The sequence below is a fragment of the Paenibacillus rhizosphaerae genome (assembly GCF_014192015.1).
In the GTDB taxonomy this organism is placed as follows: domain Bacteria; phylum Bacillota; class Bacilli; order Paenibacillales; family Paenibacillaceae; genus Paenibacillus_AQ; species Paenibacillus_AQ rhizosphaerae.
In genome coordinates this window covers 822,822-847,720 of record NZ_JACHXJ010000002.1, presented here as the reverse complement: position 1 = coordinate 847,720, position 24,899 = coordinate 822,822, and the positions used below count along the sequence as shown (strand labels likewise).

At 52.5% G+C, this 24,899-nt stretch carries 26 protein-coding genes; 3 read left to right on the top strand and 23 right to left on the bottom strand.

The window, feature by feature from the left end; genetic code table 11:
• Positions 1-15: 15 nt before the first annotated feature.
• The 8 genes from FHS19_RS12530 to metH all read right to left on the bottom strand — a co-directional run bounded on the left by FHS19_RS12530 (position 16) and on the right by metH (position 8,808).
• Positions 16-789 carry an ABC transporter ATP-binding protein gene (locus FHS19_RS12530; protein WP_183582142.1) on the bottom strand — a complete coding sequence of 258 codons (774 nt, stop codon included), beginning with the start codon at positions 787-789 and terminating at the stop codon, positions 16-18.
• Complete coding sequence (locus FHS19_RS12525; protein ID WP_183582141.1) at positions 786-1,106, bottom strand: thioredoxin family protein; 321 nt, start codon at positions 1,104-1,106, stop codon at positions 786-788. Before FHS19_RS12525 ends, FHS19_RS12530 begins: the two co-directional genes overlap by 4 nt.
• Complete coding sequence (locus FHS19_RS12520; RefSeq protein ID WP_183582140.1) at positions 1,103-1,444, bottom strand: cyclic-phosphate processing receiver domain-containing protein; 342 nt, start codon at positions 1,442-1,444, stop codon at positions 1,103-1,105. The genes FHS19_RS12525 and FHS19_RS12520 overlap by 4 nt, the downstream gene beginning before the upstream one ends.
• A 38-nt stretch (positions 1,445-1,482) precedes the next feature.
• The gene (locus FHS19_RS12515) at positions 1,483-2,340 is read right to left on the bottom strand and encodes a deoxyribonuclease IV (RefSeq protein ID WP_183582139.1); all 858 of its coding nucleotides are present in this window, start codon (positions 2,338-2,340) and stop codon (positions 1,483-1,485) included.
• On the bottom strand, positions 2,330-3,145 hold the full coding sequence (locus FHS19_RS12510; protein WP_183582138.1) for an Fpg/Nei family DNA glycosylase: 816 nt from the start codon (positions 3,143-3,145) through the stop codon (positions 2,330-2,332). Before FHS19_RS12510 ends, FHS19_RS12515 begins: the two co-directional genes overlap by 11 nt.
• Before the next feature lie 71 nt (positions 3,146-3,216).
• The gene (locus FHS19_RS12505) at positions 3,217-4,014 is read right to left on the bottom strand and encodes a TIGR01457 family HAD-type hydrolase (RefSeq protein ID WP_376771866.1); all 798 of its coding nucleotides are present in this window, start codon (positions 4,012-4,014) and stop codon (positions 3,217-3,219) included.
• A 341-nt stretch (positions 4,015-4,355) separates the two neighbouring features.
• Positions 4,356-5,288, bottom strand: coding sequence for a ribonuclease Z (gene rnz / locus FHS19_RS12500; RefSeq protein WP_183582137.1), 933 nt, complete (start codon positions 5,286-5,288; stop codon positions 4,356-4,358).
• A gap of 103 nt (positions 5,289-5,391) precedes the next feature.
• Positions 5,392-8,808 carry a methionine synthase gene (gene metH, locus FHS19_RS12495; RefSeq protein WP_221223967.1) on the bottom strand — a complete coding sequence of 1,139 codons (3,417 nt, stop codon included), beginning with the start codon at positions 8,806-8,808 and terminating at the stop codon, positions 5,392-5,394.
• Positions 8,809-9,014: 206 nt separating this feature from the next.
• Between metH and mtnD the strand changes: the two genes are divergently transcribed.
• Positions 9,015-9,554: an acireductone dioxygenase gene (mtnD, locus tag FHS19_RS12490; RefSeq protein ID WP_183582135.1), complete on the top strand. Its 540-nt coding sequence runs from the start codon at positions 9,015-9,017 to the stop codon at positions 9,552-9,554.
• 116 nt (positions 9,555-9,670) lie between these two features.
• Here mtnD and FHS19_RS12485 read toward each other — a convergent pair whose 3' ends face one another.
• The 5 genes from FHS19_RS12485 to FHS19_RS12465 all read right to left on the bottom strand — a co-directional run bounded on the left by FHS19_RS12485 (position 9,671) and on the right by FHS19_RS12465 (position 12,498).
• Positions 9,671-10,084, bottom strand: coding sequence for a FixH family protein (locus FHS19_RS12485; protein WP_183582134.1), 414 nt, complete (start codon positions 10,082-10,084; stop codon positions 9,671-9,673).
• A gap of 196 nt (positions 10,085-10,280) precedes the next feature.
• Positions 10,281-11,075 (bottom strand): HAD family hydrolase, encoded by a 795-nt coding sequence (locus tag FHS19_RS12480; RefSeq protein ID WP_183582133.1) that lies wholly within the window; start codon positions 11,073-11,075, stop codon positions 10,281-10,283.
• 39 nt (positions 11,076-11,114) lie between these two features.
• Entirely contained in the window at positions 11,115-11,630 is a 516-nt protein-coding gene (locus FHS19_RS12475; protein WP_183582132.1) for a hypothetical protein, read from the bottom strand.
• Positions 11,631-11,834: 204 nt separating this feature from the next.
• Positions 11,835-12,017, bottom strand: coding sequence for a DUF896 domain-containing protein (locus FHS19_RS12470; protein ID WP_183582131.1), 183 nt, complete (start codon positions 12,015-12,017; stop codon positions 11,835-11,837).
• Positions 12,018-12,117: 100 nt separating this feature from the next.
• A complete protein-coding gene (locus FHS19_RS12465) occupies positions 12,118-12,498 on the bottom strand; it encodes a LysM peptidoglycan-binding domain-containing protein (protein ID WP_183582130.1) in 381 nt (126 codons plus the stop codon).
• Between the two features lie 239 nt (positions 12,499-12,737).
• On the opposite strand from FHS19_RS12465, the gene lexA reads away from it, so the two are divergent.
• Positions 12,738-13,364, top strand: a complete 627-nt coding sequence (gene lexA, locus FHS19_RS12460; RefSeq protein ID WP_183582129.1) for a transcriptional repressor LexA — start codon at positions 12,738-12,740, stop codon at positions 13,362-13,364.
• 218 nt (positions 13,365-13,582) lie between these two features.
• Here lexA and FHS19_RS12455 read toward each other — a convergent pair whose 3' ends face one another.
• The 6 genes from FHS19_RS12455 to catA all read right to left on the bottom strand — a co-directional run bounded on the left by FHS19_RS12455 (position 13,583) and on the right by catA (position 20,792).
• A complete protein-coding gene (locus FHS19_RS12455) occupies positions 13,583-14,773 on the bottom strand; it encodes a response regulator (protein ID WP_183582128.1) in 1,191 nt (396 codons plus the stop codon).
• Positions 14,748-16,574, bottom strand: a complete 1,827-nt coding sequence (locus FHS19_RS12450) for a sensor histidine kinase (protein ID WP_183582127.1) — start codon at positions 16,572-16,574, stop codon at positions 14,748-14,750. The genes FHS19_RS12455 and FHS19_RS12450 overlap by 26 nt, the downstream gene beginning before the upstream one ends.
• Positions 16,575-16,641: 67 nt before the next feature.
• Entirely contained in the window at positions 16,642-17,520 is an 879-nt protein-coding gene (locus FHS19_RS12445) for a carbohydrate ABC transporter permease (protein ID WP_183582126.1), read from the bottom strand.
• A gap of 15 nt (positions 17,521-17,535) precedes the next feature.
• Positions 17,536-18,426 carry a carbohydrate ABC transporter permease gene (locus tag FHS19_RS12440; protein ID WP_183582125.1) on the bottom strand — a complete coding sequence of 297 codons (891 nt, stop codon included), beginning with the start codon at positions 18,424-18,426 and terminating at the stop codon, positions 17,536-17,538.
• Between the two features lie 135 nt (positions 18,427-18,561).
• The gene (locus tag FHS19_RS12435; protein ID WP_183582124.1) at positions 18,562-19,914 is read right to left on the bottom strand and encodes an extracellular solute-binding protein; all 1,353 of its coding nucleotides are present in this window, start codon (positions 19,912-19,914) and stop codon (positions 18,562-18,564) included.
• A gap of 227 nt (positions 19,915-20,141) precedes the next feature.
• Positions 20,142-20,792, bottom strand: a complete 651-nt coding sequence (gene catA / locus FHS19_RS12430; RefSeq protein ID WP_183582123.1) for a type A chloramphenicol O-acetyltransferase — start codon at positions 20,790-20,792, stop codon at positions 20,142-20,144.
• Between the two features lie 221 nt (positions 20,793-21,013).
• Between catA and FHS19_RS12425 the strand changes: the two genes are divergently transcribed.
• Entirely contained in the window at positions 21,014-21,397 is a 384-nt protein-coding gene (locus tag FHS19_RS12425) for a DUF1259 domain-containing protein (protein WP_183582122.1), read from the top strand.
• Positions 21,398-21,484: 87 nt separating this feature from the next.
• On the opposite strand, the gene FHS19_RS12420 is transcribed toward FHS19_RS12425, so the two are convergent.
• From FHS19_RS12420 to FHS19_RS12405, 4 genes are all read right to left on the bottom strand, one after another.
• Entirely contained in the window at positions 21,485-21,610 is a 126-nt protein-coding gene (locus FHS19_RS12420; RefSeq protein WP_094596460.1) for a sporulation protein YjcZ, read from the bottom strand.
• A gap of 153 nt (positions 21,611-21,763) precedes the next feature.
• Complete coding sequence (gene glnA / locus FHS19_RS12415; RefSeq protein ID WP_183582121.1) at positions 21,764-23,092, bottom strand: type I glutamate--ammonia ligase; 1,329 nt, start codon at positions 23,090-23,092, stop codon at positions 21,764-21,766.
• Between the two features lie 33 nt (positions 23,093-23,125).
• Complete coding sequence (locus FHS19_RS12410; protein WP_076171220.1) at positions 23,126-23,539, bottom strand: MerR family transcriptional regulator; 414 nt, start codon at positions 23,537-23,539, stop codon at positions 23,126-23,128.
• Positions 23,540-23,626: 87 nt separating this feature from the next.
• Positions 23,627-24,880, bottom strand: coding sequence for a methionine gamma-lyase family protein (locus tag FHS19_RS12405; RefSeq protein WP_183582120.1), 1,254 nt, complete (start codon positions 24,878-24,880; stop codon positions 23,627-23,629).
• Between the last annotated feature and the right edge of the window lie 19 nt (positions 24,881-24,899).

The window sequence follows — 24,899 nt, the reverse complement described above, 5'->3', positions numbered from 1 at the left end:
ATCAGTCAAATGGGTTTACCCTCCAGAAATCACTTTAATCCATGGACGTCCTTCATCCCATTCCAGTTTGGCGGGAATGTCATAGGTCCGCTCGATCATTTCGTTAGTCAGCACTTCATGCTTTGGACCGGAACCGGCGATTTTGCCGTCACGGATCAGCGCCACATGGGTGAAAAGAGGCACGATCTCTTCCACATGATGGGTAACGTACACCACGGTCATGTTCCGCTGGCGGAGCCGGTCGACCTCGGCCAGCATCTTTTCCCGCTCATATAAGTCCAGGCCCGCGCACGGCTCGTCCATGATCAGCAGCTTTGGTTCGGCCATCAAGCAGCGTGCCAGCAGCACCTTTTTCCGTTCGCCTTGGGAGAGCGTACCGAAGGGATGCTCCGCATGTCCGCCCAAATGCATATCCTCCAGCAAGCGAAATGCCTTCTCTTTCACATCGGCCGGAATCTCCTGATAAAAACGCAAAAAAGCGTATGCTCCGGTCGCCACCACTTCCCATACCGGGTCGCTGAGTGACAGCCTTTCGATCAGGGAAGGGCTGATATAGCCGATGTCCTTGCGCACTTCCCGGACGTCGCACTCGCCGTATACATTGCCCAATACTTCAATTGTACCCGAGCTGGGAAAAAGATAACCCGTCATCATTTCCAGCATCGTTGTTTTACCCGAGCCGTTTCTGCCGAGAATCGCCCAGTGCTCGCCGGACTTAATCTCGAGCGACACGTTATCAAGAATGAGGTTGTCCTCTCTTCTCAGCGTCACGTCCTTCATCGAAATCATGATATCACTCCCCTAATTTCCCTCAGCAGGTCCTCCACGGAGCCCATGCTGTACCGGATGGACGGCTTGGCGCTGCGGTTTGCGTCGGTAACAAGCAGCGCAGGCACGCTGCGGATCTGATACTGCTGAACGACCTGCGGCAGCATGTTCACGTCCGCATCAGCCACGATGCCTTCCGGCAGCAGGTGCTCGGCTACTTCGAGCATCCGTCTGGCCGCTTTACATGTGCCGCAGAAAGGAGTATACAGAAAGACGGCCAGCGGCTGCCCCTTGGTCCAGAGCTCCTTCAGCAGCTCCTGCTCGCTTAGATGCCTCATCGTGCATCGCCTCCTGCAACCCGCTCAAGCACATCCGGAGGCATAGGACCGTTATGGAGCAGAACATGCTCCGGCTTATGATGGTAGAGCAGCTCATACATCTCCTTTTTCCCCCACATACTCGACGTATGCAAATAAATCTCCTGCGGGAATAAGGCGTCCGTAATCATATGCTTGACCACGTCCTTACCCGTCATTTCACCGGGCCCCAGATCAAAATCAAGCGATAATATGCCAACCTCGCACTCCTTCAGCATCAGAAGGCATTCCTCCGCATTGCGAGCGAGGGTAAAACCTTGTGGACAGCGGCGGTAGTCATCCAAAAACAGGTGGATCACGCTCAGGTCCCTCCTTCCCTAAAAACAAACCGAAACGCTTAAACGATGGGCCAGCCTTTAACCTTGGCGATATCGCCGCGGTGTGTGCCGTCTTCGCCTGCGTCCGTCTCCAGCACGAGCGCCTTGCCTTGGAATTCCGGATAAGACAGCAGCACCTGGAAGGCTTCCTCGCCAATATATCCCTGACCGATCCGCTCATGGCGGTCTTTCCCCGAACCGAGCGGGTATTTGGAATCGTTCAGGTGTACCGCGGCCAGATCCGTCCAATATCCGAGCTCTCTGCCCCGCTCAACGAGTACATCCGTCGTACGCGGATCCCACACGCCTGATGCGTATGCATGGCAAGTATCCAGGCAAAAGCCGATTTTCTCCGGGTAATCGCTCAGCCGCCTGATGTTCACCAGCTCATCAAGCGTGATGCCCATCGAGCCCGGGGTGCCGGCCTGATTTTCCAGCAAAATCTTCGCGCTGCCCTGCCAGCCTGACAGCGTCTCGTTTAAACATTGTATTATATTTTTGTAGCCTTGTAATGCATCGCTGCCTTTGAAATGTCCGAAGTGGACCACGATGCCGACCGTGCCGCAAGCTTCGGCGATGATCAGATCGTTTTGCAGCGACTTGACGGTCAGCTCGTACAAGTCCCGGCCCCGGCTTTCGCCGATCGCGATGTTGATCGGATACGGGGTGTGGGCGATGCTTGGCATACCATGCTCCCGGCAAAAGTTACGGCAGTCCGCCGCAGCAGACGCATCCAGCGTTTTGATCGACATGCTGCGGGGATTTTTCGGAAAATATTGAAAAGATCTCGCTCCGATCTCCCATGCCCGCCGGGCAGCTCTCCCGTAACCGCCGCGCGTGCTGACATGACAGCCGATAAGCAGCTGGTTACTGCTCATGCTGGCAGGACGGACAATAAAAGACCTTCCGCCCAATCAATTCGGATTTGTTGATCGTACCGCCGCAGCGGTAGCATGCTTCCCCTTCACGGTCATACACTTTGCACTGGTCGTCGTAGCCGCCGGTTAACTGGTCTCCCACCATAAACGGAGTATCCATATATCCCCCGCCTTCTAGGGCTTCCCGCAGCACTTTCTGCATGGCTTGATACAGCCTCGCAACCGACGCTTCCGTCAAGTCCTGAACCTTCGCCGAAGGCAGCAGACCAGCCTCATACGCGATTTCATCCGCATAGCAGTTCCCGATGCCGGCAATGACATGCTGGTTGACCAGCAGCGATTTTAACGATCCGCGACGCCCTTGCAATATTCCTGCAAACTTTTCCGGGCTCATCCGGCGGTCCAGCGGTTCCGGTCCGAGGGGTGCGAGCAGCTCATCGACTTCTTTCGCCGAATGCAGATGAAGATGTCCGAGCCGAAGGCCGATAAAATACAGCGTCCGGTCCCCAAACGTGATTTCGATCTGGGTAGAACGTTTCGGGCGATCCTCTTCGGTTCCGTAATACATCAAGCCGCCCAGCATCAGATGCAGCAGGAGCCTGCGGCCGTTGTTCAGGTGGAAAATGAGATGCTTGCCGCGCCGCTCCACAAAAATCGTTCTCGTGCCAAGCAGCTCATCCTTGAAACTTTCGACGGGAACATTGATGGATTTTTCCCGGTTCACAACCACATTCGTAATCGGAGCATTGATAATCAGTTCTGACAGCAATCTTCGGTAATTTTCCATTTCCGGCAGTTCCGGCATCTTGTTCATCTATCCTTTCAAAATCCATCACGGATGTTCGTGTAAATGTATATAAAACGGTCCCAAAGGTGTCAAGGACACAACAGCTGAGTCAGCTCGGTCAGATCACGGCAAATGATGTCCGGAGAGATGCCGGCTGCATCGACATGCATCTGCAAGTTGCTCTCCGTCGTCAGCCCCGTCAGGACCAAAATCGTCTGACAGCCTGCGGCAGCACCCGCCGCAATGTCCGTACGCATATTATCACCGATCACAGTGGCATCGGTCGGTGACAGCCGCAGTCGGTCCGTAGCATATTTCATCAAGTGGCTCGAAGGCTTCCCGATAACCACCGGTTTGACGCCGGAAGCCGCTTCAATCGCCGCTCCAAGCGAGCCGGCTCCCGGGACAAGCCCGTGATCGGAAGGAAGCAGAAGGTCCGGATTGGTCAGCACAGAGCGGGCACCTTCACGGATCCAGCGAACAGCTTGGGCGAGCTTATCGTAGGTAAAGGCGCGGTCGATGCCTTGCACAACAAATTCAGGCGCATCGTCGACGAGCTTAAGCCCTTCCTCAATCAAGGCCTGCCGAAGCCCATCTTCCCCTAGCATAGCCACTCTGGCCCCTGGAGATTCTTCAGCGATATACCGCGCGGCGGCCAGCGACGAGGTGCAAACCTTCTCTTTGTCGGCGGGAACCCCCATCTCATTCAATTGGGCAGCCACCATTTCCGGTGTTTTCGAAGAATTGTTCGTCACAAATAAATAAGGAATTTCCCGCAATTGCAGCGTTCGAATCAGAATGTCCGCCCCGGGTATCATATGTTTCCCATGATATAACGTTCCGTCCAGGTCAATCAGCAGACCGCGGGTAGTTCTCAGCGTGTTCAATGGACATACCTCGTTTCATCTAGTAAAACTTATGGCTGCGAAAAGCCTGGCTCCCGCCATAGGCGGTCGATTTCCAGGCTTCCTGTAACCCAGCTTGTTCCATTGTAAAAGAAAACGGAGGAATGTGGCAACCGGAAGCACGACGCCAAGGACGTTTATCTCCATTTTTTCGTCAATCGCTTCCCCTGAAACCTATCACGGGAAGTCCAATCTTGCAAAGTTGTGTCATTTCCTGCGCTTTCCCGGAAAATAATGATTTTCAGCGGCAATGAACCGCCGCAGCAAAGAAAAAAGGCTCGCACGGAGCCTTTTTTCCATAATCGGCCTGCCCGATGTCTTCGCTATTCTTCGTGGCGAGTCACGGGAAACAGCACCAATTCTTCGGCCAGCAGCGTTTTCGGAAATACAGACCTGGCTTCCGCCAAAAGCGGCTGCAGATGCTCGATATCCTTATACCGGGAGCTGAAATGCGTAATAATCAGTTCCTTGGCCCCTGCGTCGCGGGCAGCCTCTGCGGCCTGAACAGCCGTGCTGTGATGATAGTTGTGTGCGGTCTCATGAAGCTCATGCAGAAACGTGGCCTCATGAACGAGAAGATCCGCCTGTTCGGCCAGCGGCAGAACGTTGGCACAAGGGCGGGTATCGCCCAGGATCGTAACGACCCGCCCCTTCTTCGGCGCGCCGAGCACTTCTGCCGGCGTCAGCACCCGGCCGTCTCCCAGGTCGATGCTCTCCCCGCGCTTCAAACGGCCGTAAATCGGCCCAGGCTTTAAACCGTACTCGGCCATCCGTTTCAAGTCCAGACTGCCGGGCTTGTCTTTTTCCATGATCCGGTATCCGTAGCTGTCAATGCGGTGCTCCAGCAGAAGGGATTCCACCCGCACCTCCCCGTCTTCAAAAATAACTCCCCCCGTATGCTCAATCACCTCAAGCTCAAACTCGATTCGTGACTGGCTGAGGGAAAGCGACGTGTCTATGTATTGTTTGATCCCCGGCGGTCCGTACAGCTGCAATGGTGTGGTGCCCCCCTGGTTGGACCTGCTGGACAACAGCCCGGGAAGGCCGAATATATGATCACCGTGCAGGTGGGTAATGAAAATTTTCTCCAGCTTGCTCAGCTTCAATGAAGACCGCAGAATTTGATGCTGTGTGCCTTCGCCGCAATCGAACATCCAGAAGCTGCGCCGCTCCTCGTACATCCGGAGCGCCATCGATGTCACGTTCCGCTGCAGGGAAGGAACCCCTGCATTGGTACCCAAAAACTCCAGTTCCATAACGCCCATACCTTCTTTCCAAGAATGCGCCAGCAAAAAACCCCCGAACAATCGGAGGGTTTTGCTGACATTTGCTTCGATTCGGCTATGAACCGAAAATATATTATTTTACCTTGTCGACATTAAAATACCGTGCTTCCGGATGGGCAAACACCATCGCCGACACCGATGCCTCAGGCTCCATCATAAAGCCTTCGGTCAGATGTACGCCGATATCCTCCGGCTGCATTAGCTTGAAGAGCGGCTCCTGATCCTCCAGATCCGGGCATGCCGGGTATCCGAAGGAAACGCGGATGCCTTGATACCTTGCCCCGTGACGCTGCTTCATCGTCATATCGGCTGGGTCAGGGAAGCCCCACGTATCGCGCATCATATGGTGAACGCGCTCGGCCAGCGCTTCGGCGGTCTCAAGCGCCACCGATTGCAGGACATGGGACTTCAGATAGTCCCCTTTATCCTTCCACTCCGAAGATAGCTTCGAAATGCCTTGTCCTGCGGTGACGACCAGGAAGCCGACATAGTCCATCTTGCCGCTGTCGACCGATTTCAGGAAATCGGCGAGGCAGAGGAACGGTGCCACGTTCTGGCGCGGGAACGTAAACGTATGCAGCACCTTGGCATGATCTTCCGGATCGTAGATGACAATGTCGTTGCCCCTCGACTGCGCAGGGAAGAAGCGGTACATCGCATGCGCCTGGATGATGCCGTCCCGGTTTGCCTGTTCCAGTACTTCGTCGACCGTCGCTTTCAAATCCAGCGCTTTTTCGTCACCTTTCGCCAGCAGCTGCTCGACCTGTCCGCGCAATCCCAAATGATGACCAAGCAGCATCTGCATGTTCATATATGGGATGATATGGCTGATCGGATAGTTGCGGATGATGTGCCGCTCCAAATCGGGCGGGTTAAAGACCGGGGCATCCGTCGACACGTTGGACTTAGCCGCACGGGTCAGTTCCGGCAGCTCAACCGGCTTTTCAGCTTCCGCCAAAAGAGCTTCAAGCTCCGCGTCCATTTCAGCCTGCATCAGACTGCGTTGCTCGGGATCCATCAGCTTGTTCGCGAGGTCAAGCCCGTCCATGGCGTCCTTCGCGTACACGACCATCCCTTCGTACTCCGGCCGAATCCGCGTTTTGGTGAATCTGCGGGTCAATGCCGCTCCGCCAACCATAATCGGCACCTTTACGCCGGCATTTTTCAAGTCCTGCGCGGTCACGACCATTTGCTGTGCGGATTTCACCAGCAGACCGGATAGTCCGATCAAATCGGCCTGCTCCTTCCGGTATGCCTCGATGATCGTCTCCGGTGGTACTTTTATACCCAAATTGACGATTTGGTAACCATTGTTCGAGAGGATAATCTCAACCAGATTTTTACCGATATCATGCACGTCGCCTTTGACGGTCGCCAGCAGCATCTTCCCTTTGACGGACGATTCGTTCTTTTCCATAAAAGGCTCCAGATAGGACACGGACGCTTTCATGACCTCGGCGCTCTGCAGCACCTCCGCCACAATCAGCTCGTTGTTGTTGAACAAACGCCCGACCTCGGACATGCCGTCCATGAGCGGCCCGTTGATGATCTCCAAGGCGCCGTACTTCTGCAGCGCAGCATCCAAGTCGGGAATCAGCCCTTCTTTGGTACCTTCGACGATATAGGTAGCCAGCCGTTCTTCCAGCGACAGGTTCGATATTTTCTCTTTTTTCTCGACCTTTTTATTACGGAACGCCGCCACAAAAGCGGCCAGCGTCTCGTCGTTCGTGTTGTAAATCAGCTCTTCGGCCAGCTTCCGCTCCTCTTCAGGAATCGAGGCATAGCGCTCCAGCTTCTCGGTATTCACGATGGCATAATCCAGACCCGCCTTCGTACACTCGTACAGGAAGACGGAGTTCAATACTTCACGGCCCGCTTCCGGCAAACCGAACGAGACGTTGCTGATGCCGAGGATCGTATGGCACTCCGGCATCGTTTCCTTGATCAAACGGATCCCTTCAATCGTTTCCTTCGCGGAACCGATGTACTGCTCATCTCCGGTACCCACCGGGAACACAAGTGTGTCGAAAATCAGGTCCTCAGCGGGAATGCCGTATTTATGAACGAGCAGATCGTAGGATCGCTTGGCCACATTCAGCTTGTCGTTTCGGTCAATGGCCTGTCCGCTCTCATCGATAGTTCCCACCACGACGGCAGCCCCGTATTTGTGGATGAGCGGAGCCACATGTTCGAATTTTTCTTCACCGTCTTCAAGGTTAATGGAGTTAATAATCGCCTTGCCCTGGGAATATTTGAGCGCCAGGTCGATGACCTTCGGATCGGTGGTGTCGATCATGAGCGGTACTTTGACCTTTTTCACCACGAGTTCCAGGAACAGCTTAATATCTTCCGCTTCATCCCGGTCCGGATCCTGCACGCATACGTCGATGACATGCGCTCCGTTCTTGACCTGGGCACGGGCGATCTCCGATGCCTCCTCGTACTTCCCTTCCACGATCAGGCGCTTAAATTTCCGCGATCCGAGCACGTTGGTCCGCTCTCCCACCATATAAGGCCGGTTGTCGGACTCAATGTACACGGGATCGATCCCGGACAGCGCCGGCGGATGGCTCCCTTCCATTTGACGAGGCTGGTAGCCCTTCATGACCTCGTTCAGCGCCCGGATATGATCCGGGGTCGTGCCGCAGCAGCCGCCGGCCATATTGAGCCAGCCCTGCTCCGCAAAGGCTTCCATCTTCCGGGCCAGCGACTCCGGAGACTCATGGTAATGCCCGTTCTCATCCGGAAGGCCGGCATTCGGATAGCAGCTGACCGCCGTTTTGGCCATTGCGGCGAGCGAACGGATATGGTCGCGCATGAATTCCGGACCTGTCGCACAGTTAAGGCCGACCGAAATCGGGTTCAAGTGCTCAAGCGAAATATAGAACGCTTCAATGTTTTGCCCGGCCAACGTCGTTCCCATCGGTTCGATCGTACCGGAAATCATGATCGGCAGCGTGACGCCGGTGCTTGTAAAGGCATTCCGGATTCCGATGCTGCCCGCCTTGACATTCAGCGTATCCTGGCTCGTTTCGAGCAGAAGCGCGTCGACCTTGCCCTCAATCAGGGCAACCGCCTGCTCCTCATAGCTGCTCACAAGTTCTTCGAAAGTGACTCCTCCGGTAACCGACAGCGTCTTCGTCGTCGGACCGATCGCACCGATCACGTATCTAGGTTTATCCGGTGTGCTGAATTTATCCGCGGCTCTGCGGGCAATTTCCGCAGCAAGAAGATTAATCTCCCGCGCCTTCTCGGGAATGTCGTATTCGGACAACACGACCGAGGTAGCGCCGAACGTATTCGTCTCTATGAGATCCGCCCCGGCTTCCAGATACTTCTCGTGGATCTGTTCGATCACATCGGGACGGGTAATGACCAGCATTTCATTACAGCCTTCCAGCTCTTCTCCACCAAAATCCTCAGGGCCAAGGTCGACCTGCTGGATCATGGTACCCATGGCACCGTCCAATATCAATATTCGTTCTTTCATTAATTCCTTCAAGTCAGGTCTGTTCACTGTATGTCCCCCCTGCCAAACGTTAAATCTTAGTTTATCAGAATAGCCCTTATTAGAAAAGTACAAGAAAATGCCTTAAGGCAGGGTTATGCACCTGATTATCGTTTAATATATAATCGACAAGAAAAGTAGGGTTCGTTATAATATGAATTAATCCAAGTGGAAAAGAGGGTTTAGAGATGGCTGAAATCGTGATTCGCAATACGAACGAACGGATTACCGGTGACGATAATGTTCGTGAGTTCCTCAACAATCAAAACGTTCTTTATGAAAAATGGGATGCTTCCAAGCTGCCTCTGGAGCTTCAAACCAATTTTCAACTGAACGACGAGCAGAAAAAGCAAATCCTGGACACCTACGATGAGGAGATCCGTGATCTGGCTGCCCGCCGCGGTTACAAGATCTGGGACGTCATCACCTTGTCCGACGCTACACCGAACCTGGAAGACCTGCTGAATAAATTCGAAGAGGTTCATACCCACACCGAAGACGAAATCCGGGCGATCGTAGGCGGCAAAGGCATCTTCGTTATCAAGGGTGCAGGCGACATCGGCTACTTCAATGTAGAGCTCGAGGCCGGCGATGTCATCTCCGTTCCGGAAAATACAAACCACTTCTTTACGCTGATGGACAATCGTAAAATTATCGCCGTACGCCTCTTTATCGAGGAAAACGGTTGGGTCGCCAATCCGGTTCAGGACCCAAGCTTCCAGGCCTAGTCTTATGGCATAACGGTATAAGCAGCAACCCCCGCCTTCGCGACGGGGGTTGCTTGTCGTTATCGTCATTTGTCGTTCAATTAAATAACGACCTGCCAAACGAAAACGGATGCTGATCAATCCGTCACAGTCAGCTTTTTCGTCGGCATCGTATGCTGCGGTCCTACCGTAACATGTGAGGTGATGCTGTAAGTGCCCGCCTGCTCAAAGGTTTTATCGAGTGTATATTTCCCGCCGCCGGCATTCTGCGCGGCCACCTTTTCATGGCTGCTGCTGTCGCCTTCCTTCGAGATTTCGATCATAACCTCATCGGCCTTCTCGACCGGTTTATCCTTCTGCGTTACGTTCACCTCAATGGTCACTTGGTTCCCAACTTTGGCTTGCTCCGGCGTCCAAATCAGATCCACCTGCACCGGATCCATCATACTCTCGCTCATGTCCATGCCGGCATGACCGCCGCCTCCGTTGCCGCAGCCTGCTATACTCCATACCGCCAGCAGCAGCAGAGCAACAAAACCGTACTTTCTCAAGCGTAGTCACTCCCTATACATCTATCTATGTATGCTGTTTGTCCATATTCTTCACCATTATACATAATTATCGCCTCACCCAAACATGCCGTCTGTTAACAAAATGGAACAAATTGACCGGTATACGCACCAATTATGATAAAAGCCTGCCGGACGAAGGAATTCCCCTCTTGGCAGGCTAACGTATAAGACCGACTTAAGACCGTTCGGCAATGATGCGATGCAGCTCGGACAGATGCTTGATTTCGTAATCTGGCTCGATGGACGGATCTTTAACCTTTCCGTTCCGGTTGATCCATACCGTGGTCAGTCCGGCGCTGTTACCGCCCTTGATGTCGGTTGTCTGCTTGTCCCCCACCATGAGCGTCTGTTCCGGTGTTAGTCCAAGCAAAGAGAGCGCATGTTCGAAGAGGGTCGGGTCTGGCTTGCCTTTGCCGTATGTGCCGGAAATGACGATCTCGTCAAAATAGGGAGCAAGCTCAGGAACGCCGGCGATCTTCTCCTGCTGAAGCGCAGGACAGCCATTTGTCAGAAGAAGCAGCTTCTTGTTTCCTTTCAATTCGTCCAGCACCTGGAAAGTTTCTTCATATACATGTGGGCGGGAACGACGTTCGGCAGCAAACTGCTCGGCCAATTCTCCGGCCAGCTGTTCATCGTCAACCCCAAGCTTCAGCAGCCCGCGCCGCCATGACTCCTTGCGGTAGCCTGGAGCGAGCTCCTCAAGTCTGCGGAATTCAGGTTGTTCGCCTGCGCTGAAGTTGGCCCACAGTCCTTCAAACGGGTTGATTCCAATCATTTGGGTAAAGGCAAAGGTATCGTAGGATTGATATAACTCCCTTGCCTCATTGCGAACCGCTTCCTCCAGCTCCTTGGCGTCAATGCCCTTGGCTTTGGCGGCCGTCTCGCAAACCGCTTCAAAGGATTCCTTCACGCTGCGCTCATCCCACAACAGCGTATCGTCCAAATCGAAAAAAACAGCTTGTACCGGCATCCTCTTCCATCCTCTCCATCAGCTTTCTCTAATATTTGTTTATTTTTCCAAGGGGATATTGTGGGTCTGCGCAAAACGCTCCAGACGTTCCCCCATGGCATCGGTGTCATAGCGGTTGATCAGGCGCGTGAACACCCAATTGCCGCCTTTGCCCTTCGGCTCAATTACGACGGAGCCTTTGGCCAGCTTGATCTTGGCGATATTGTCTGCGGTCAGGCGCCGATCCCGGTTGAACTTGATCGTCGATACGGCATTTTTCTCCACGCGCAGGAATGGCCTGCGCAAAAAGATCATCAGGCCGAGGAACACGTACATGGCCATAATGATCCAGGTCATGCCGCTGTTTCCCGCCGTACCCTCCTGACCGATCATTCCGAGCAGCAAATAAACCGCGGCCAGAGCGACCATCGTAATGGGAAGCACATAGTTTCTTCCTTTATAAATGTCAGCTGAAGGACCTCCCTGGCTATAGATGGAAGGCTTTCCCTCTTTCTTTCTCTGCTTGTTCAGCTGCGCTGAATTTTTTCTTACCTGTCTTTCCCATGAACGGGCCATTCGCGAACCTCCTCAAAATGCTTTCGGCTGTATAGATTGAACGAAAGTATTGCATTGAACTTCCTATTAAAACGGCCCAATACTGCCTATATCATTTATTTCTTTAGTTCATTCTATATAATAGAACGAATCAAGGAAACCTGATGCGCTTACACGGAAGCTTTCTGTTAAATCGAATGTATGAGTCTAATACAGCCGCTGGGATTATTTCTTCTCTTCATCCACCCATTCAATCGAATCCAACTGCTGTCTGAAATTTCTGCGTACGTTCTGAAGGTACCTCTCACGAAGCTTGGCCCGTTCTTCGACCTCCGCTTCGGTTAAACCGGATTCCTTTTGCTTGCGCGCAAGCTCGTTGATTCTTTCTACAACGCTGTCGATATCCATATACTACTCCTCCATTATTCAAGTCATACCTAACTTTGCCATGATAAAAAGAGCTTGTCAAGGTTCACACCTTTCCAAGCTCTTGATCATTAACTTCCTATTAATATTGGGGAAGTGCCAGTACTTCTCCGGCCTGAATTTCGCTGCTGGTTAGATCGTTATACTTCTTCACCGCCATAATATACGCGCGGATATCCATGTCTTCCGGCTTATGAGCAGAAGCGATTCCCCACAACGTGTCACCTTGTTGAACGATGACATTCTTCTCTAAGCGAACATCATCCGAAGTACCCGCAAATACGCGAACAACGCCTGTGCATCCGACCAAAATAATCAGGGCTGCCAGGATCAGTTTGATCAAGGCAGGGCCGGGCACGATGGACTGGACTTTCTTCAACCAAGGGGATGCTATAGCTTCATTCACGGATGGGTTAACGGATGGGTTATTATAAATACTTTGGTATGTAGTGTGTTTCAGCATAAATATTACGCCTCCAAACGTTTGTTCTTGTTTTATGAGAACAATATAACACGAACATTTGTTTTGTTCAATACTTTTTTCGAACAATTGTTCTTATGTTTTTGAAGGCGGTATTCCTTCATTTAGAAACCGCAATAATCCCGGTACTCCAAGGCAAAATCATTTAGAACTTATGTTTGTACGAACGGTAGTTCTATGTTATAATTTTACCAAACGTTACTAAATGGGGTTGATGGGGAATGTCAAAGATATCTAGCCGGCAGCAAGCGATATTGGAATTTATCAGAAATGAAGTCCGCGCCAAGGGTTATCCTCCGTCCGTCAGAGAGATCGGCGAAGCGGTAGGGTTGGCTTCCAGCTCGACCGTACACGGCCATTTGGACCGACTGGAGAAGAAAGGCTTGATCCGCAGAGACCCTACGAAGCCTCGTGCCATTGAACTGTTGGGACAAGAAGAATCCGAGAGCAGCAACCTGTTCACGCATACGATAGCCAGAGTTCCCGTAGTAGGTAAGGTCACAGCGGGGGTGCCGATCACGGCAACGGAGAACATCGAGGATTACTTCCCTCTCCCGCAGCACTATGTCGGGGATGAGAAGGTGTTTATGCTTTCCGTCGTTGGGGACAGTATGATCGAGGCGGGTATTCATAACGGTGACTACGTCATCGTGAGACAGCAGCAGACAGCTGATAACGGGGACATCGTCGTTGCCATGACGGACGAGGATGAAGCGACCGTGAAGACGTTTTATAAGGAGAAGGACCATATCCGGCTTCAGCCGGAGAACCCTGCTTATGAGCCTTTGCGTCTGAACCATGTCAGTATTCTGGGCAAAGTCGTCGGGCTGTTCCGCGATATTCACTAGGCTGATGGTGCTGGACAAGCAGCAATAGAGCCCTTGCTCTTCCTAACGCAGGAAGGTCAAGGGCTCTTTTTTAGAGATCAGAAAGTATACGTTTCGGAGCTTCTGCTTCCTGATCTCGCAAGAAAAACTTCTTTTAGTCGCGGTCTGTCTTCTTTGAAGGTACGTCGATAGACGTTTTTCTTATGTCCATATACGGCGCCGCGATCAAGGCAGGATATTCAGGTGGGACACGCCTCACGGGAATCCGCCGTTTGCTCCTGGCGGTACTCCGTCGGGGTTTTTCCCGTTTTTTTGCGGAACACCTGGGTAAAATGCTTGACGTCCACATATCCGACCTTCTCCGAAATATCAGCCAGCTTCAAATGCGTTTGCAGCAGCAGCTTGCTGGCTTGTTCGATCCGCAGATTGGTGACGTATTCCTTGAAGCCGCTTCCCGTCTTCTGCTTAAACAGCTGGCTGAAGTAAACCGGATTCAGGAATACGACCGAAGCTACCTTTTCCAGGGACAAATCCGTGTGATAATGCGCTTTGATGTACTGAACGGCGACCTCGATCGCACGGTTACCGCCCGGGTTGTTGTATTCGTACTCCAGCGACGCCGATTCCTGGCGCATCCGCCGCACTTCCTCCGGTACCCGGTGAATGTCTGTGATGAGTCCCGTTGACTGAATCTGGAAAGGCACCTTCACGCACCGTTTCAAGTTTGCGCGCAGCTCATCCGTCAGACGTTTCATTCCTCCCTCTTCCTCCAGCGTGACGAGACCGATCAGGCTCGTTTCGTCCATACTTGTCACAAATCCGCAGCCATGCCCTTCAATCAGCTCACCAAGCACATTTTCGATAATAAAATGCTCCAGATGAACCGGCGCATCGCTCTCCATCTTAACCATCACCAGTTGGAATGTGGGGTAGCTTTCAATAATTGAAGCCACGTCCAGGCGCCCGGTATCGAGACCGCTCGCCCAGCGCTGAAATACAGCCTCACGCAAATACTTCAGGTTAGATCTCAGCAGTTCCGCTTCGCGTACGATTTCATTCTCCCGCTCCATCTCCTGAGCGATTCCGGATATCATGGAGAGCAGCAGATCTTTCCCGATCGGCTTGAGCATATAGTCCTTTGCCCCGAGCTTGACGGCTTCCTGGGCGTAGGTAAACTCGGAATAGGCCGAAATAATCACCCATTTGATATGCGGATAACTGCTTTGGCATAGCTGCATCAATTCAAGGCCTGTCATTCCCGGCATGAGGATATCGGTCAGCACCAGGTCAATCCGGTGTCTGCGCAGCTGCTGAACCGCTTCCTCCGGATTCGCCGCCAGGTGAACATAATGCTGCGGATAAGCGCGGTGGATGGTGCGCTTAATTCCGTCACGGATCACATGCTCATCGTCCACGACTAAAATGTTCATCTTCCATTCCTCCTTGGTGCCGGATCGGTAAACGGATGGTTACCGTCGTCCCTTCCCCTTCTTGACTGTCCAGGTATATACCGTACGGACTGCCGAACATCATTCGGATCCGCTCATGCACATTGCTCAAGCCGATGCCGCGGCGAAGCACGGGGCCGCCTCTGTCTTCCTTCGGCGAAGTGCGGTCCCCGCCCTCCAGCAAGCCTCTGACCCGCATTAACGTGTCTTCGTTCATTCCCTTCCCGTTATCCCGGACAACAACATGCAGATCGTCCATGACCTGCTCCGCCGTGACGAGCAGCATGCCCTGCCGATCCAGCGGCTCCAGACCGTATTTTACAGCGTTTTCAATAATTGGCTGAATCGTCATTTTCGGCAGCGTGACATCCATCCACTGCGGCTCCACCTCGATCTTCGGCACAAGCCTGTCCTCCAGCCGGTTCTCGATGATCGTCAGATAATGCCGGATCTGTTCCAGCTCCTGCCGCAGCGTCGTCCGGGAAGCTTCCTCCCAGTTGCTGCTGTAACGGAACATTTGCGACAACGACAGGATGACCCTGCTCAGACGTTCATTCCCTTTTTCATCCAGCATCCAGTAAATCATATCCAGCGTGTTGTACAAAAAATGCGGATTCACCTGGGACTGCAGCGCCTGCAGCTGCGCGTTCTTCTCGCTGACGGTCGTGACCTTGATCGTCTCGATCAGTTCATCCATCCGGTGCACCATCCGGTTAAAGGAAGACACCAGGCTGTTAATTTCGTCAAACGAATCGACATTAACCGAACCGCTGAAATTGCCCATCTCCACCTTCTTCATTTCACGGATCAGCAGCTTCAGCGGAGAAGCAATGTTGCGCGATACCAGCGTGGCCAGAACCGTCGAGACGATAATAAGCACGATCAGGACGATAACGAGGTATTCGGTCGTCTGGTTCACTTCCGCCTGAATGTCGTGCTTTGGGGTAAATCCGTAAATGGTCCAGCCCGCCATGGGCGTATTGGCAGCGACCACCAGCTGGCTGGAGCTGTCGTCCACCAGAATGCCGTCCTCGGTGCCTGGCTTCGGAATGCGGGCAAAGTCCGGCGCCTCCGTGCCTTTTTTACCGGTCGAAGCGATAATGTTGTTATTCTGGTCGATCAGGTACACACGGCTGCCCGGGCTGATCGTCACATTGGACAGCGCCTCCATGATGGCGGAAGGATTGGCTTCGATGACCATGATGCCAAGCTGCTTGTGCGTATTCAGATCGTACAGCTTCCGGCCGAACACGAATACGTTCTCTTTCTGCTGCAGCGTGTTAATCGGCGATCCCGGCATAATTCCGAGCCAGACCATGTTGCCTGACGACGCATTCAGCTCATTGTACCAGTCCGTCTGGGCGTAATTATTGTCAAAGACCCCAGCGAACTGGCGCTCATAGCTGTACACTTTGCCCTTGTCGGTCAAAATATGAATGCCTGTAATTTCGTTCCTTGAATAATACGCCGCTCCGATAATATTCGTAATCGTTCGTTCGTTTTCGATGGCGACGGTCTCTTTCACATGGGTTTCCTGCAGTAAACGAGTCAGCTCGTAGTTGCTGTTGAGCGACTTGGAGAGACTGTTGTAGCCTTGAAGCAGCGAGTTGAACAGCCCGGCAGTCTGCGAGATGTTCTTCTCCGCGATGTCATTGACCTTGGTATGAATAATCGAAATCGTGCGGTAATAATATACCACGCTGATCAATATCAATATGCCGGTCATGCAGCATAGAAACAGCAAGAAAAGACGGCTGTGAATCGAACGAAAATGTCGCCCCACAGATACATTCCCCTTTCGTATCCGGTCATCCATTTGTCATTCTATCACAGAAACCGTCTTTGCCCTACTAACCTTTTACTGCTCCCGCTACCATACCTTGGGTGATCTTGTCCGCCAGCAGGAAGTAGATGATGATGACCGGTAGCGCGCCCAGCACGAGAAATGCGCCGATGGCCCCATAGTTGACCGAGTATTGGCTGACAAAGCTGTTGACGCCAAACGGCAGTGTTTTCAGCTTTTCCGATGAGATAAACGTCGCAGCCAAAATATATTCGTTCCAAATGTTGATGAAAGTCAGGATACACACCGTCATCACCGGTGGAACCGATATCGGCAGGATGATGCTCGAGAATATGCGTCCGATCCCCGCTCCGTCCACCACCGCGGATTCTTCGATTTCATGCGGAATGGTTTTCATGAACCCGCTCAGGATAAAGATGGCGATCGGCATGGAAAATGCCACATACGGCAAAATGATCGACAGATGCGTATTCAGGATATGCATGTTTTTGAAAATAATCATGAGCGGCAGCAGCGTCGCCTGCATCGGAATCATCATTCCGATCAGGAATACGACCATGACCGCTCCGCCAAAGCGCCACCGGAACCGGCTGATTGCGTAGGCGCACAGGGAGCTGAGAATGATGACGGTAATCATCGTCACGGAAGTGACAAAGATGCTGTTCAATAGATAACGGAAATAGTTGCCCTCCAGCGCAGAGCTGTAATTGCCCCACTGCGGCGACTGCGGCAGGGCAAAGAAGCTGCCCGACAAAATTTCTTCATTGGATTTCAAGGAATACAGGAGCAGCCACAACAGCGGATACACCTGGGTTACAAACAGAATGCCCAGCACCAGAAACACGATGGCCTTCGTAACGGAAAACCGTTTGCGTCTGGTTGCGGCCACCTGCTTGTTCAAAGCGACGGCTGTGCTTGTGTTCATCGGCGGTTTCCTCCTTTACGAGTATCGTTTCTCCAGTTTGTTGAAAATGAAGTTGATGCAGAACGTGGCGGCCAGGCAGAGTACGACCAGGAACGCGGCGATTGAGCTGCCGTAACCGTATTTCATGGATGTAAACGACATATTGTACATGTGCGTGGAAATGACGTCCGTGGCATGCGCCGGTCCGCCTCCCGTCATGACCATGATCATGTCGAAAGCCTGCAGCGAGCCGATGAAGGCCAGCACAATGGAAATTTTGAAAATCGGGACAATCAATGGGAACGTAATGTGCCAATCCGCTTTAAAGCCTTCGGCACCGTCGATTCGAGCCGCTTCGTACACATCGTCCGGGACATTCGAAATGCCCGTAAATTGAATTAAGGTATGGTAACCCAGGTACTGCCACAGGGCGACGAAATACAGCGAGTACATGGCGACCGAAGGATCGGTGAGCCAGGCTCTGCCCCAGGAATGCAGTCCGACCGCATCCAGGATTTGGTTCAGCATACCGCCCATCGAAGCCGGGTTATAGATCGTTTTCCACAGCTGGCCGACGACAACGACGGACAAGATGACCGGTAAAAAGTAGCTGGACACTAAAAAGTTCGGTTTTCGAACGTAACGCTTCAGCAGTATGGCTACGAGCAGTGCGATCGGAATCTCGGCCATGGAGAAAACCGCAAACATCAGCGTTCTCCGTACTGACGGCCAAAATACCGAGTCGTGGAACAGCAGCTTTTTGAAATTGGCCAGACCCACGAACGTCGATTCGCCGATCCCGTTCCAGTCCAGCATGCCGCTGTACATGGATACGAGGATGGGAACAAACACAATACCGATATAGATGATTAAGCAAGGAAGCACAAACGCGGCAATCGTCCAGCGGGAGACCTTCAGCACGTTCACGACTTACCTCTCCTCCTTCTCCTTCTTGGCTGCAATATTCCTCATGGGAATTGAAGGGAACGGCATCTGAAATGCGTCCCCTTCATGTATAAATACTAGTTTCTCTCTATAAGAAGCTGGATTTGTATCCGTTGATTATTGATTGTTATCTTCGAATCCGGCTTGATGCTCTTTAGCCACGTCCGCGGAGTTTTTCTTCTGGGCGAACAGGTTTTGAATGCTGGAGAGGTGGGCCTGAGCCGTTCCCGGATTCATCGTGTTATCAAATGCCAGGTCTCCGCCTTTGACTTCCTTGAACATGTTCAGCACGTCCATCGCCATGTCGGAATATCCTGCTGCCTTGAAGTCGCCTTCCACTTTCTGGCCGATTCCGACCGCACCTTTGGCTTCAAACGCTTCTTTCGGGAAGCTCAGCATGAAGTAGTTGAGGAACTCCTTCGTTTCTGCAAGATGCTTGCTGTCTGCTGCAATCGCGAACGCACTGCCTGGTGCCAGCATGAATTCGTCCGGGTTCCCCTTTCCGTTAATCGTCGGGAATTTGAAGACGCCGACTTTGCCGTTGACGGAAGACGATTCAATGCCGCCCGTTGCCCAAGTTCCCATGTAATACATCGCTGCTTTACCGGTTTTGAACAGGTTCTCGCCGGCGTTGTAGTCGAAGGATGTCGCGCCTTCCTGGAAGGCTCCGGCTTGCACCAGGTTTTGGAACGCGTCTACCGCCTCAACGAAGGCCGGATCTTCAAACGTCTTTTTCTTGTCGAGGACATCTTTCAGAAATCCAGGGCCGTTGTTCGTGCGAAGCAGCATGTTCATGAACAGGAACGAACCGGTCCAAGTGTCTTTTTCGCCGATCGCCATCGGCTGAATGCCTTTGGATTTCAGCGTTTTGACGACATCGATCATTTCCTCAAACGTGCTTGGTACCTTCACGCCGCCCTTTTCGAACAGCTCTTTATTGTAGTAGACTACGCCGATGTTGTTGCCGTCCGGTACCGCATACGTGCTTCCGTCAAAGCTGTACCAATCAAGCAGCCCGTCCTGGAACGTGTCCTTCAGACCGTTCTCGGCCAGCATGTCGTCGAGCGGAGCCAGCAGCTTGGCATCGACAAACGGCTGCATTTGCGCCGCCGGGTTCACGACCGTGATATCCGGGATTTCCTTGGAGGCCGCCTGCGTTTTCAGCTTCAGCTTCTGCTGGTCGGTGTTGAGCGAATCCAGCTCGATTTTGATATTCGGATGATCCTTCTCGTACTGGTCCACGATCTTGTTCATGATCTTGTTCTTCGGATCCGTCGGGTCCGGATAAATGTTTTGGAAAGTAATCGTAATGTTCTTGTCCTTCGTTGTGTCGGATGTGCTGCTGCCGGATCCGGCCGCGCCTGAAGCGCCGCTGCCCGAATCTTCCTTGTTACCGCTTCCACAAGCCGTAAGACTAAGCGCCAAGGTGCCTGTAAGCACGATGCTTAATAATTTCGACATCTTTGCCATCTTGTTATCCCCTTTTTGTTTGGTATGGGTTCATTATGCCGCGATTCGACTCGAAAAGGGAGGTGAGAAATTCAGGAAGTAGGTTTGATTTCTATAGGTCCCTTTCAAACATCATCCCAGGGAGTACTGAATTTTAAACTGCTGCCTCGAAGTGCAGCCGGCAAAAAAGGGACCCTTTTAGGGTCCCCAAAAATTCCTTTCATCCCACATTTGTAGCGTGCGCAGTCTCAATCCAGCCAGTCGGTGCACGTGTCAGCGAGCTGCTGCAGCTCTTGCAGAAACATCCCGGCATGGTATCCGTCACAGACGGCATGATGCACCTGCAGCGATACCGGGAGCAGAACGCGCTTCCCTTCTCGAAAGTACTTGCCCCCTGTTATGATCGGCACCAAGTAGCTTCCGCCGTGATCCAAGTTCAGGTTAAAGCCGGTAAAGCTGACCCATGGAATCATGGAGACGGAGAAGGTATGAGGCGGCATGTCTTTTTTCGTAAACAGTCCCATGCTGTGTCCATAGCGGAGCTGATCCTCTCGGTAATGCTCAAGAAACTGCTCATAACTGCCGCAGTAATCGGTCCAGATCGCAGAAAAGGTGCGGTTTTCCGGGTGAAAAATCGTATAGCACGGACTCATCTGTTCCCAATAGCCAACCTGATCCTCCCGGATATCCATCCGAAACTCCACATGCGCATTTACGATTCTGGACAGCATGTACAAAAAAGCGGGATACAGCTTCATCTCCCTCTTCTTGAGCTCGCCCAGCAGCAGCGTGATTTCCATGTTGGCAGTCAAGCTGAAAGTACACCGGTTCTGATTGAAATAGTGATCAAAATAAGGCTGTCTGTCCCATTGTCCCGTGGGGATCGGAATAAATTTCATGTATAAACCCTCCTAAAATAGTTAATTCGCAATTTTAGGAGGGAAAATCAACGGATTTCACCACGACGCTCACTCCATGCACAGGGTTGGTTACTATGCCATTGTAACCAATATTTCGCTGGACAACAAAACATTTTATAGATTTATAGACTCCTGCTTTTCCTTTCGACTGCTATATTGCATAAGTTAGAGCAACGAGTTAGGAAAGGAGAAATCCCTTTATGAACATTTCCAAATCGCTGTGCGACCGTTTGGCCGCCATACTCGGAGGCAAAGTCACGTCGGACGGAAAAAGCTGCTCCATCACGATCGAGAGAAAGCTGAACGCCAAAATTCTCGGCAGAAACTATGAAACCGAGCACGAGATCACGATTCAATCTTTGAAGAACGGCACTACGCTCAACACAGGGGAAATCACCCTGCTTCAATCGGAAGTTCAGCGATTTACCAGTGCCGCCCGCAAGCAAGGATTTAAAGTGACCGCCATCCACAATCACTGGCTCTTTGAAAAGCCCCGGCTGATGTATCTTCATTTGGAATCGGTTGAGAACCCCATCACGTTTGCGAGAAAATTAAGATCGGCTTTAAATGTGCTGAAAAAGTGATCCGTGTACATGACTGAGAAGATGATGCAGATTTCGGCAAAAAAAGCCTGCCGGCATCTGCCGGCAGGCTTTTCAGAACCCTTTATTTTAGTAAATAAAGGCTCTCGTGATGATGACCAGCAGGATGAAGAGGACCAAGATTGCTCCTACGCCTCCGCCCCACAGACCACCATAACCGTATCCTACTCCAACGCCTCCAACGCCATCGCTCATGTGATAACCTCCTTGATTTATAAGGTACACCATATTCATATGGCGAAATGCGTAATAAGGTATAGGCTATTCGGCAAGAAAGGTGAGATTGGGTATCCGCCAGGCTGCGAAAAAAATCCCCTGCACCTTACCGGTGCAGGGGATTGTCCATCCTTAGTACAGCGTGATGTATTGATCACGTTCCCATTGATGAACTTGTGTTCTATACATATCCCATTCGATTTCCTTCAGCTCGTAGAAGTGAGCCAGGGCATGCTCGCCGAGCGCGTCAATGATGACTTCGTCGCGGATGAGTTCGCCGAGGGCTTCCTTCAGGTCGGCCGGCAGGCTTGGGATGCCTTCTTCAATGCGTTCTTCTTCGGACATCACGTAGATGTTGCGGTCGATCGGCGCCGGCAGCTTCAGCTCGCTGCTGATGCCGTCCAGGCCGGCTCTCAGCATAACGGCAAGTGCCAGGTACGGGTTGGCCGCCGGATCCGGGTTACGGACTTCGACGCGAGTGCTCAGGCCGCGGGAAGCAGGAATCCGGATCATTGGGCTCCGGTTGCTGCCGGACCAAGCCACGTAGCACGGAGCTTCATAGCCCGGAACGAGACGCTTGTAAGAGTTGACCGTCGGGTTCGTGATGGCTGCGATAGCACGCGCATGCTTCAGGACGCCTGCCATGTAGTGGCGTGCAGTTGAGCTCAGGCCCAACTCGTCGGACTCGTCGTAAAAGGCGTTTTCGTTGCCTTTGAACAGTGACTGGTGGCAGTGCATACCGGAACCGTTCACGCCGAACAGCGGCTTCGGCATAAAGGTCGCATGCAGACCATGCTGACGGGCAATCGTTTTAACGACCAGCTTGAATGTTTGGATCTGGTCCGCCGCCTTCACGGCGTTTTCGTATTTAAAGTCGATCTCGTGCTGTCCCGGTGCCACTTCGTGGTGGGAAGCCTCGATTTCAAATCCCATTTCTTCCAGCGTCAATACGATCTCGCGGCGGCAGTTCTCGCCGAGGTCTGTTGGAGCCAGGTCAAAATATCCGCCCTGGTCGTTCAGTTCCGTCGTCGGGTTGCCTTTCTCGTCGGTCTTGAAGAGGAAAAATTCCGGCTCCGGACCAACGTTCATGGACGTATAGCCCATCGCTTCCGCTTCTTTCAGGTTGCGTTTCAGAATACCGCGCGGGTCTCCGGCAAACGGAGTGCCGTCCGGCATATAGATATCACAGATGAGACGCGCAACGCGGTCTTCCGTCACCCAAGGGAAAATGACCCAAGTGTCCAAATCGGGATACAGGTACATATCGGATTCCTCGATACGCACATAACCTTCGATGGAAGATCCATCGAACATCATTTTATTGTCAAGCGCCTTCTTCAGCTGGCTGACGGGAATCTCCACATTCTTGATCGTTCCCAGCAAGTCCGTGAATTGAAGACGGATAAAACGGACGTTCTCTTCCTCCGCAATACGCAGAATATCCTCTTTAGTATAACTCACGATATCCTCTCCCTTTCTCACATGTGATTCCTATTATTTTTTATTAAAAAACCGGGACAGCTCGCCTTGAATCAATGAGACCTGGCCCGGTCTCTTACCAGATACCAGCTGCTGCTTCAGCAATCGGTGCAGCTGAGATTCCGACAGTTCTCTGCGCTTTACCTCGGTGTCGGCATTAAGGACAGTGGCTTCCTCAGACTCTTTGGATACAGGATTCATGACCTGCTTGATTCCCGCGATGTTGACGCCCTTCTCAATGAGCGCCTTGATCTCCAGCAATCTCTCCACGTCGTTAAACGAGAATAACCGCTGGTTGCCGGAGGTGCGCGCAGGCACGATCAAATTGTGCTGTTCGTAATACCGGATCTGCCGCGCGGACAAATCGGTCAGCTTCATGACGATACCTATCGGGAATAATGCCATGTTTCTGCGAATTTCATCACCCATGACTCATCTCAACCTTCCACATGAACTATTTCTCATGTTCCATTGTACATTTCATGATATCACACGTCAATAACGTGTCAGATAAACTTACAATAATTTTCGATCTTTCATCGTCTGTAACGCCATCATTACGCCATATTTGACGTGTGAAGAGGTGAGTCCGCCCTGCATGTATCCGATATAAGGCTCCCGAATCGGCGCGTCTGCAGACAACTCCAGGCTGCCACCCTGGATGAACGTCCCGGCCGCCATAATGACCGGGTGCTCGTATCCGGGCATGTCCCACGGTTCTGGAACGACATGGCTGTCGACCGCAGCTGCGCGCTGGATGCCTTGAACGAAGGCGATCAAATGATCGGGCCCGGTAAAGGCTATGGCCTGGATCAGGTCGGTGCGCCGCTCGTTCCATGCCGGCTTGGTCGCGAAACCGGCCAGCTCAAACATCGCAGCCGCAAAAATGCTGCCCTTGACCGCTTGTCCCACCAACGTTGGCGCCAGAAAGAGCCCCTGGTAAATGCCCCGGGTCGCCCCGAGCATCGCACCCACCTCGCCGCCAATGCCCGGGGCGGTCAACCGATAGGCGGCAAGATCGACGAGAGCTTGTCTGCCGCAAATATAGCCCCCGGTTTCGGCAATGCCGCCGCCAGGGTTTTTGATCAGAGAGCCGGCCATCAGATCCGCTCCGACCTGAGTCGGCTCCATTTCCTCCGTAAATTCGCCGTAGCAGTTGTCCACGAACACGATCACATCCGGCTTGATTTGCTTCACGCGCCGGACCATTTCACCGATCTGCTCCACCGTGAACGAGGAACGCCAGTCATATCCGCGCGACCGCTGGATGCCGATCACCTTCGTTGAACCGGAAATGCCCGCTTCTACGGCAGCCCAGTCTACGTCTCCTGACGCAGTCAAGGCAGCTTCGCGGTATGTAATCCCGAAATCGGCCAGGGAGCCCGTTCCGTCCCCCTTGCGGCCGATTACCTTATGTAATGTATCGTACGGCCGTCCGGTTATATAGAACAGCTCGTCCCCAGGCCGAAGCACACCGAACAAGGCCGTTGAAATCGTATGGGTCCCGGAAGCAAAATGCGGGCGTACCAGAGCGGCTTCGGCTCCGAATACGTCCGCATACACCAGGTCAAGCACTTCTCTTCCTCGGTCGTTATAGGCATAACCGGTTGAGCCGGCGAAATGAAAATCGCTCACCTGATGGCGCTGGAACGCTTCGATGACCTTCCACTGATTATGGTCCACGATTCCGTCTACCGTCCGGAGCTGATCTTCGATCCGCCGCTCGGCTGTATCTTTCCACTGTACAAGTTCGTCTGCAAATGTTACCATGTTCCCGGTTTCTCCTCAC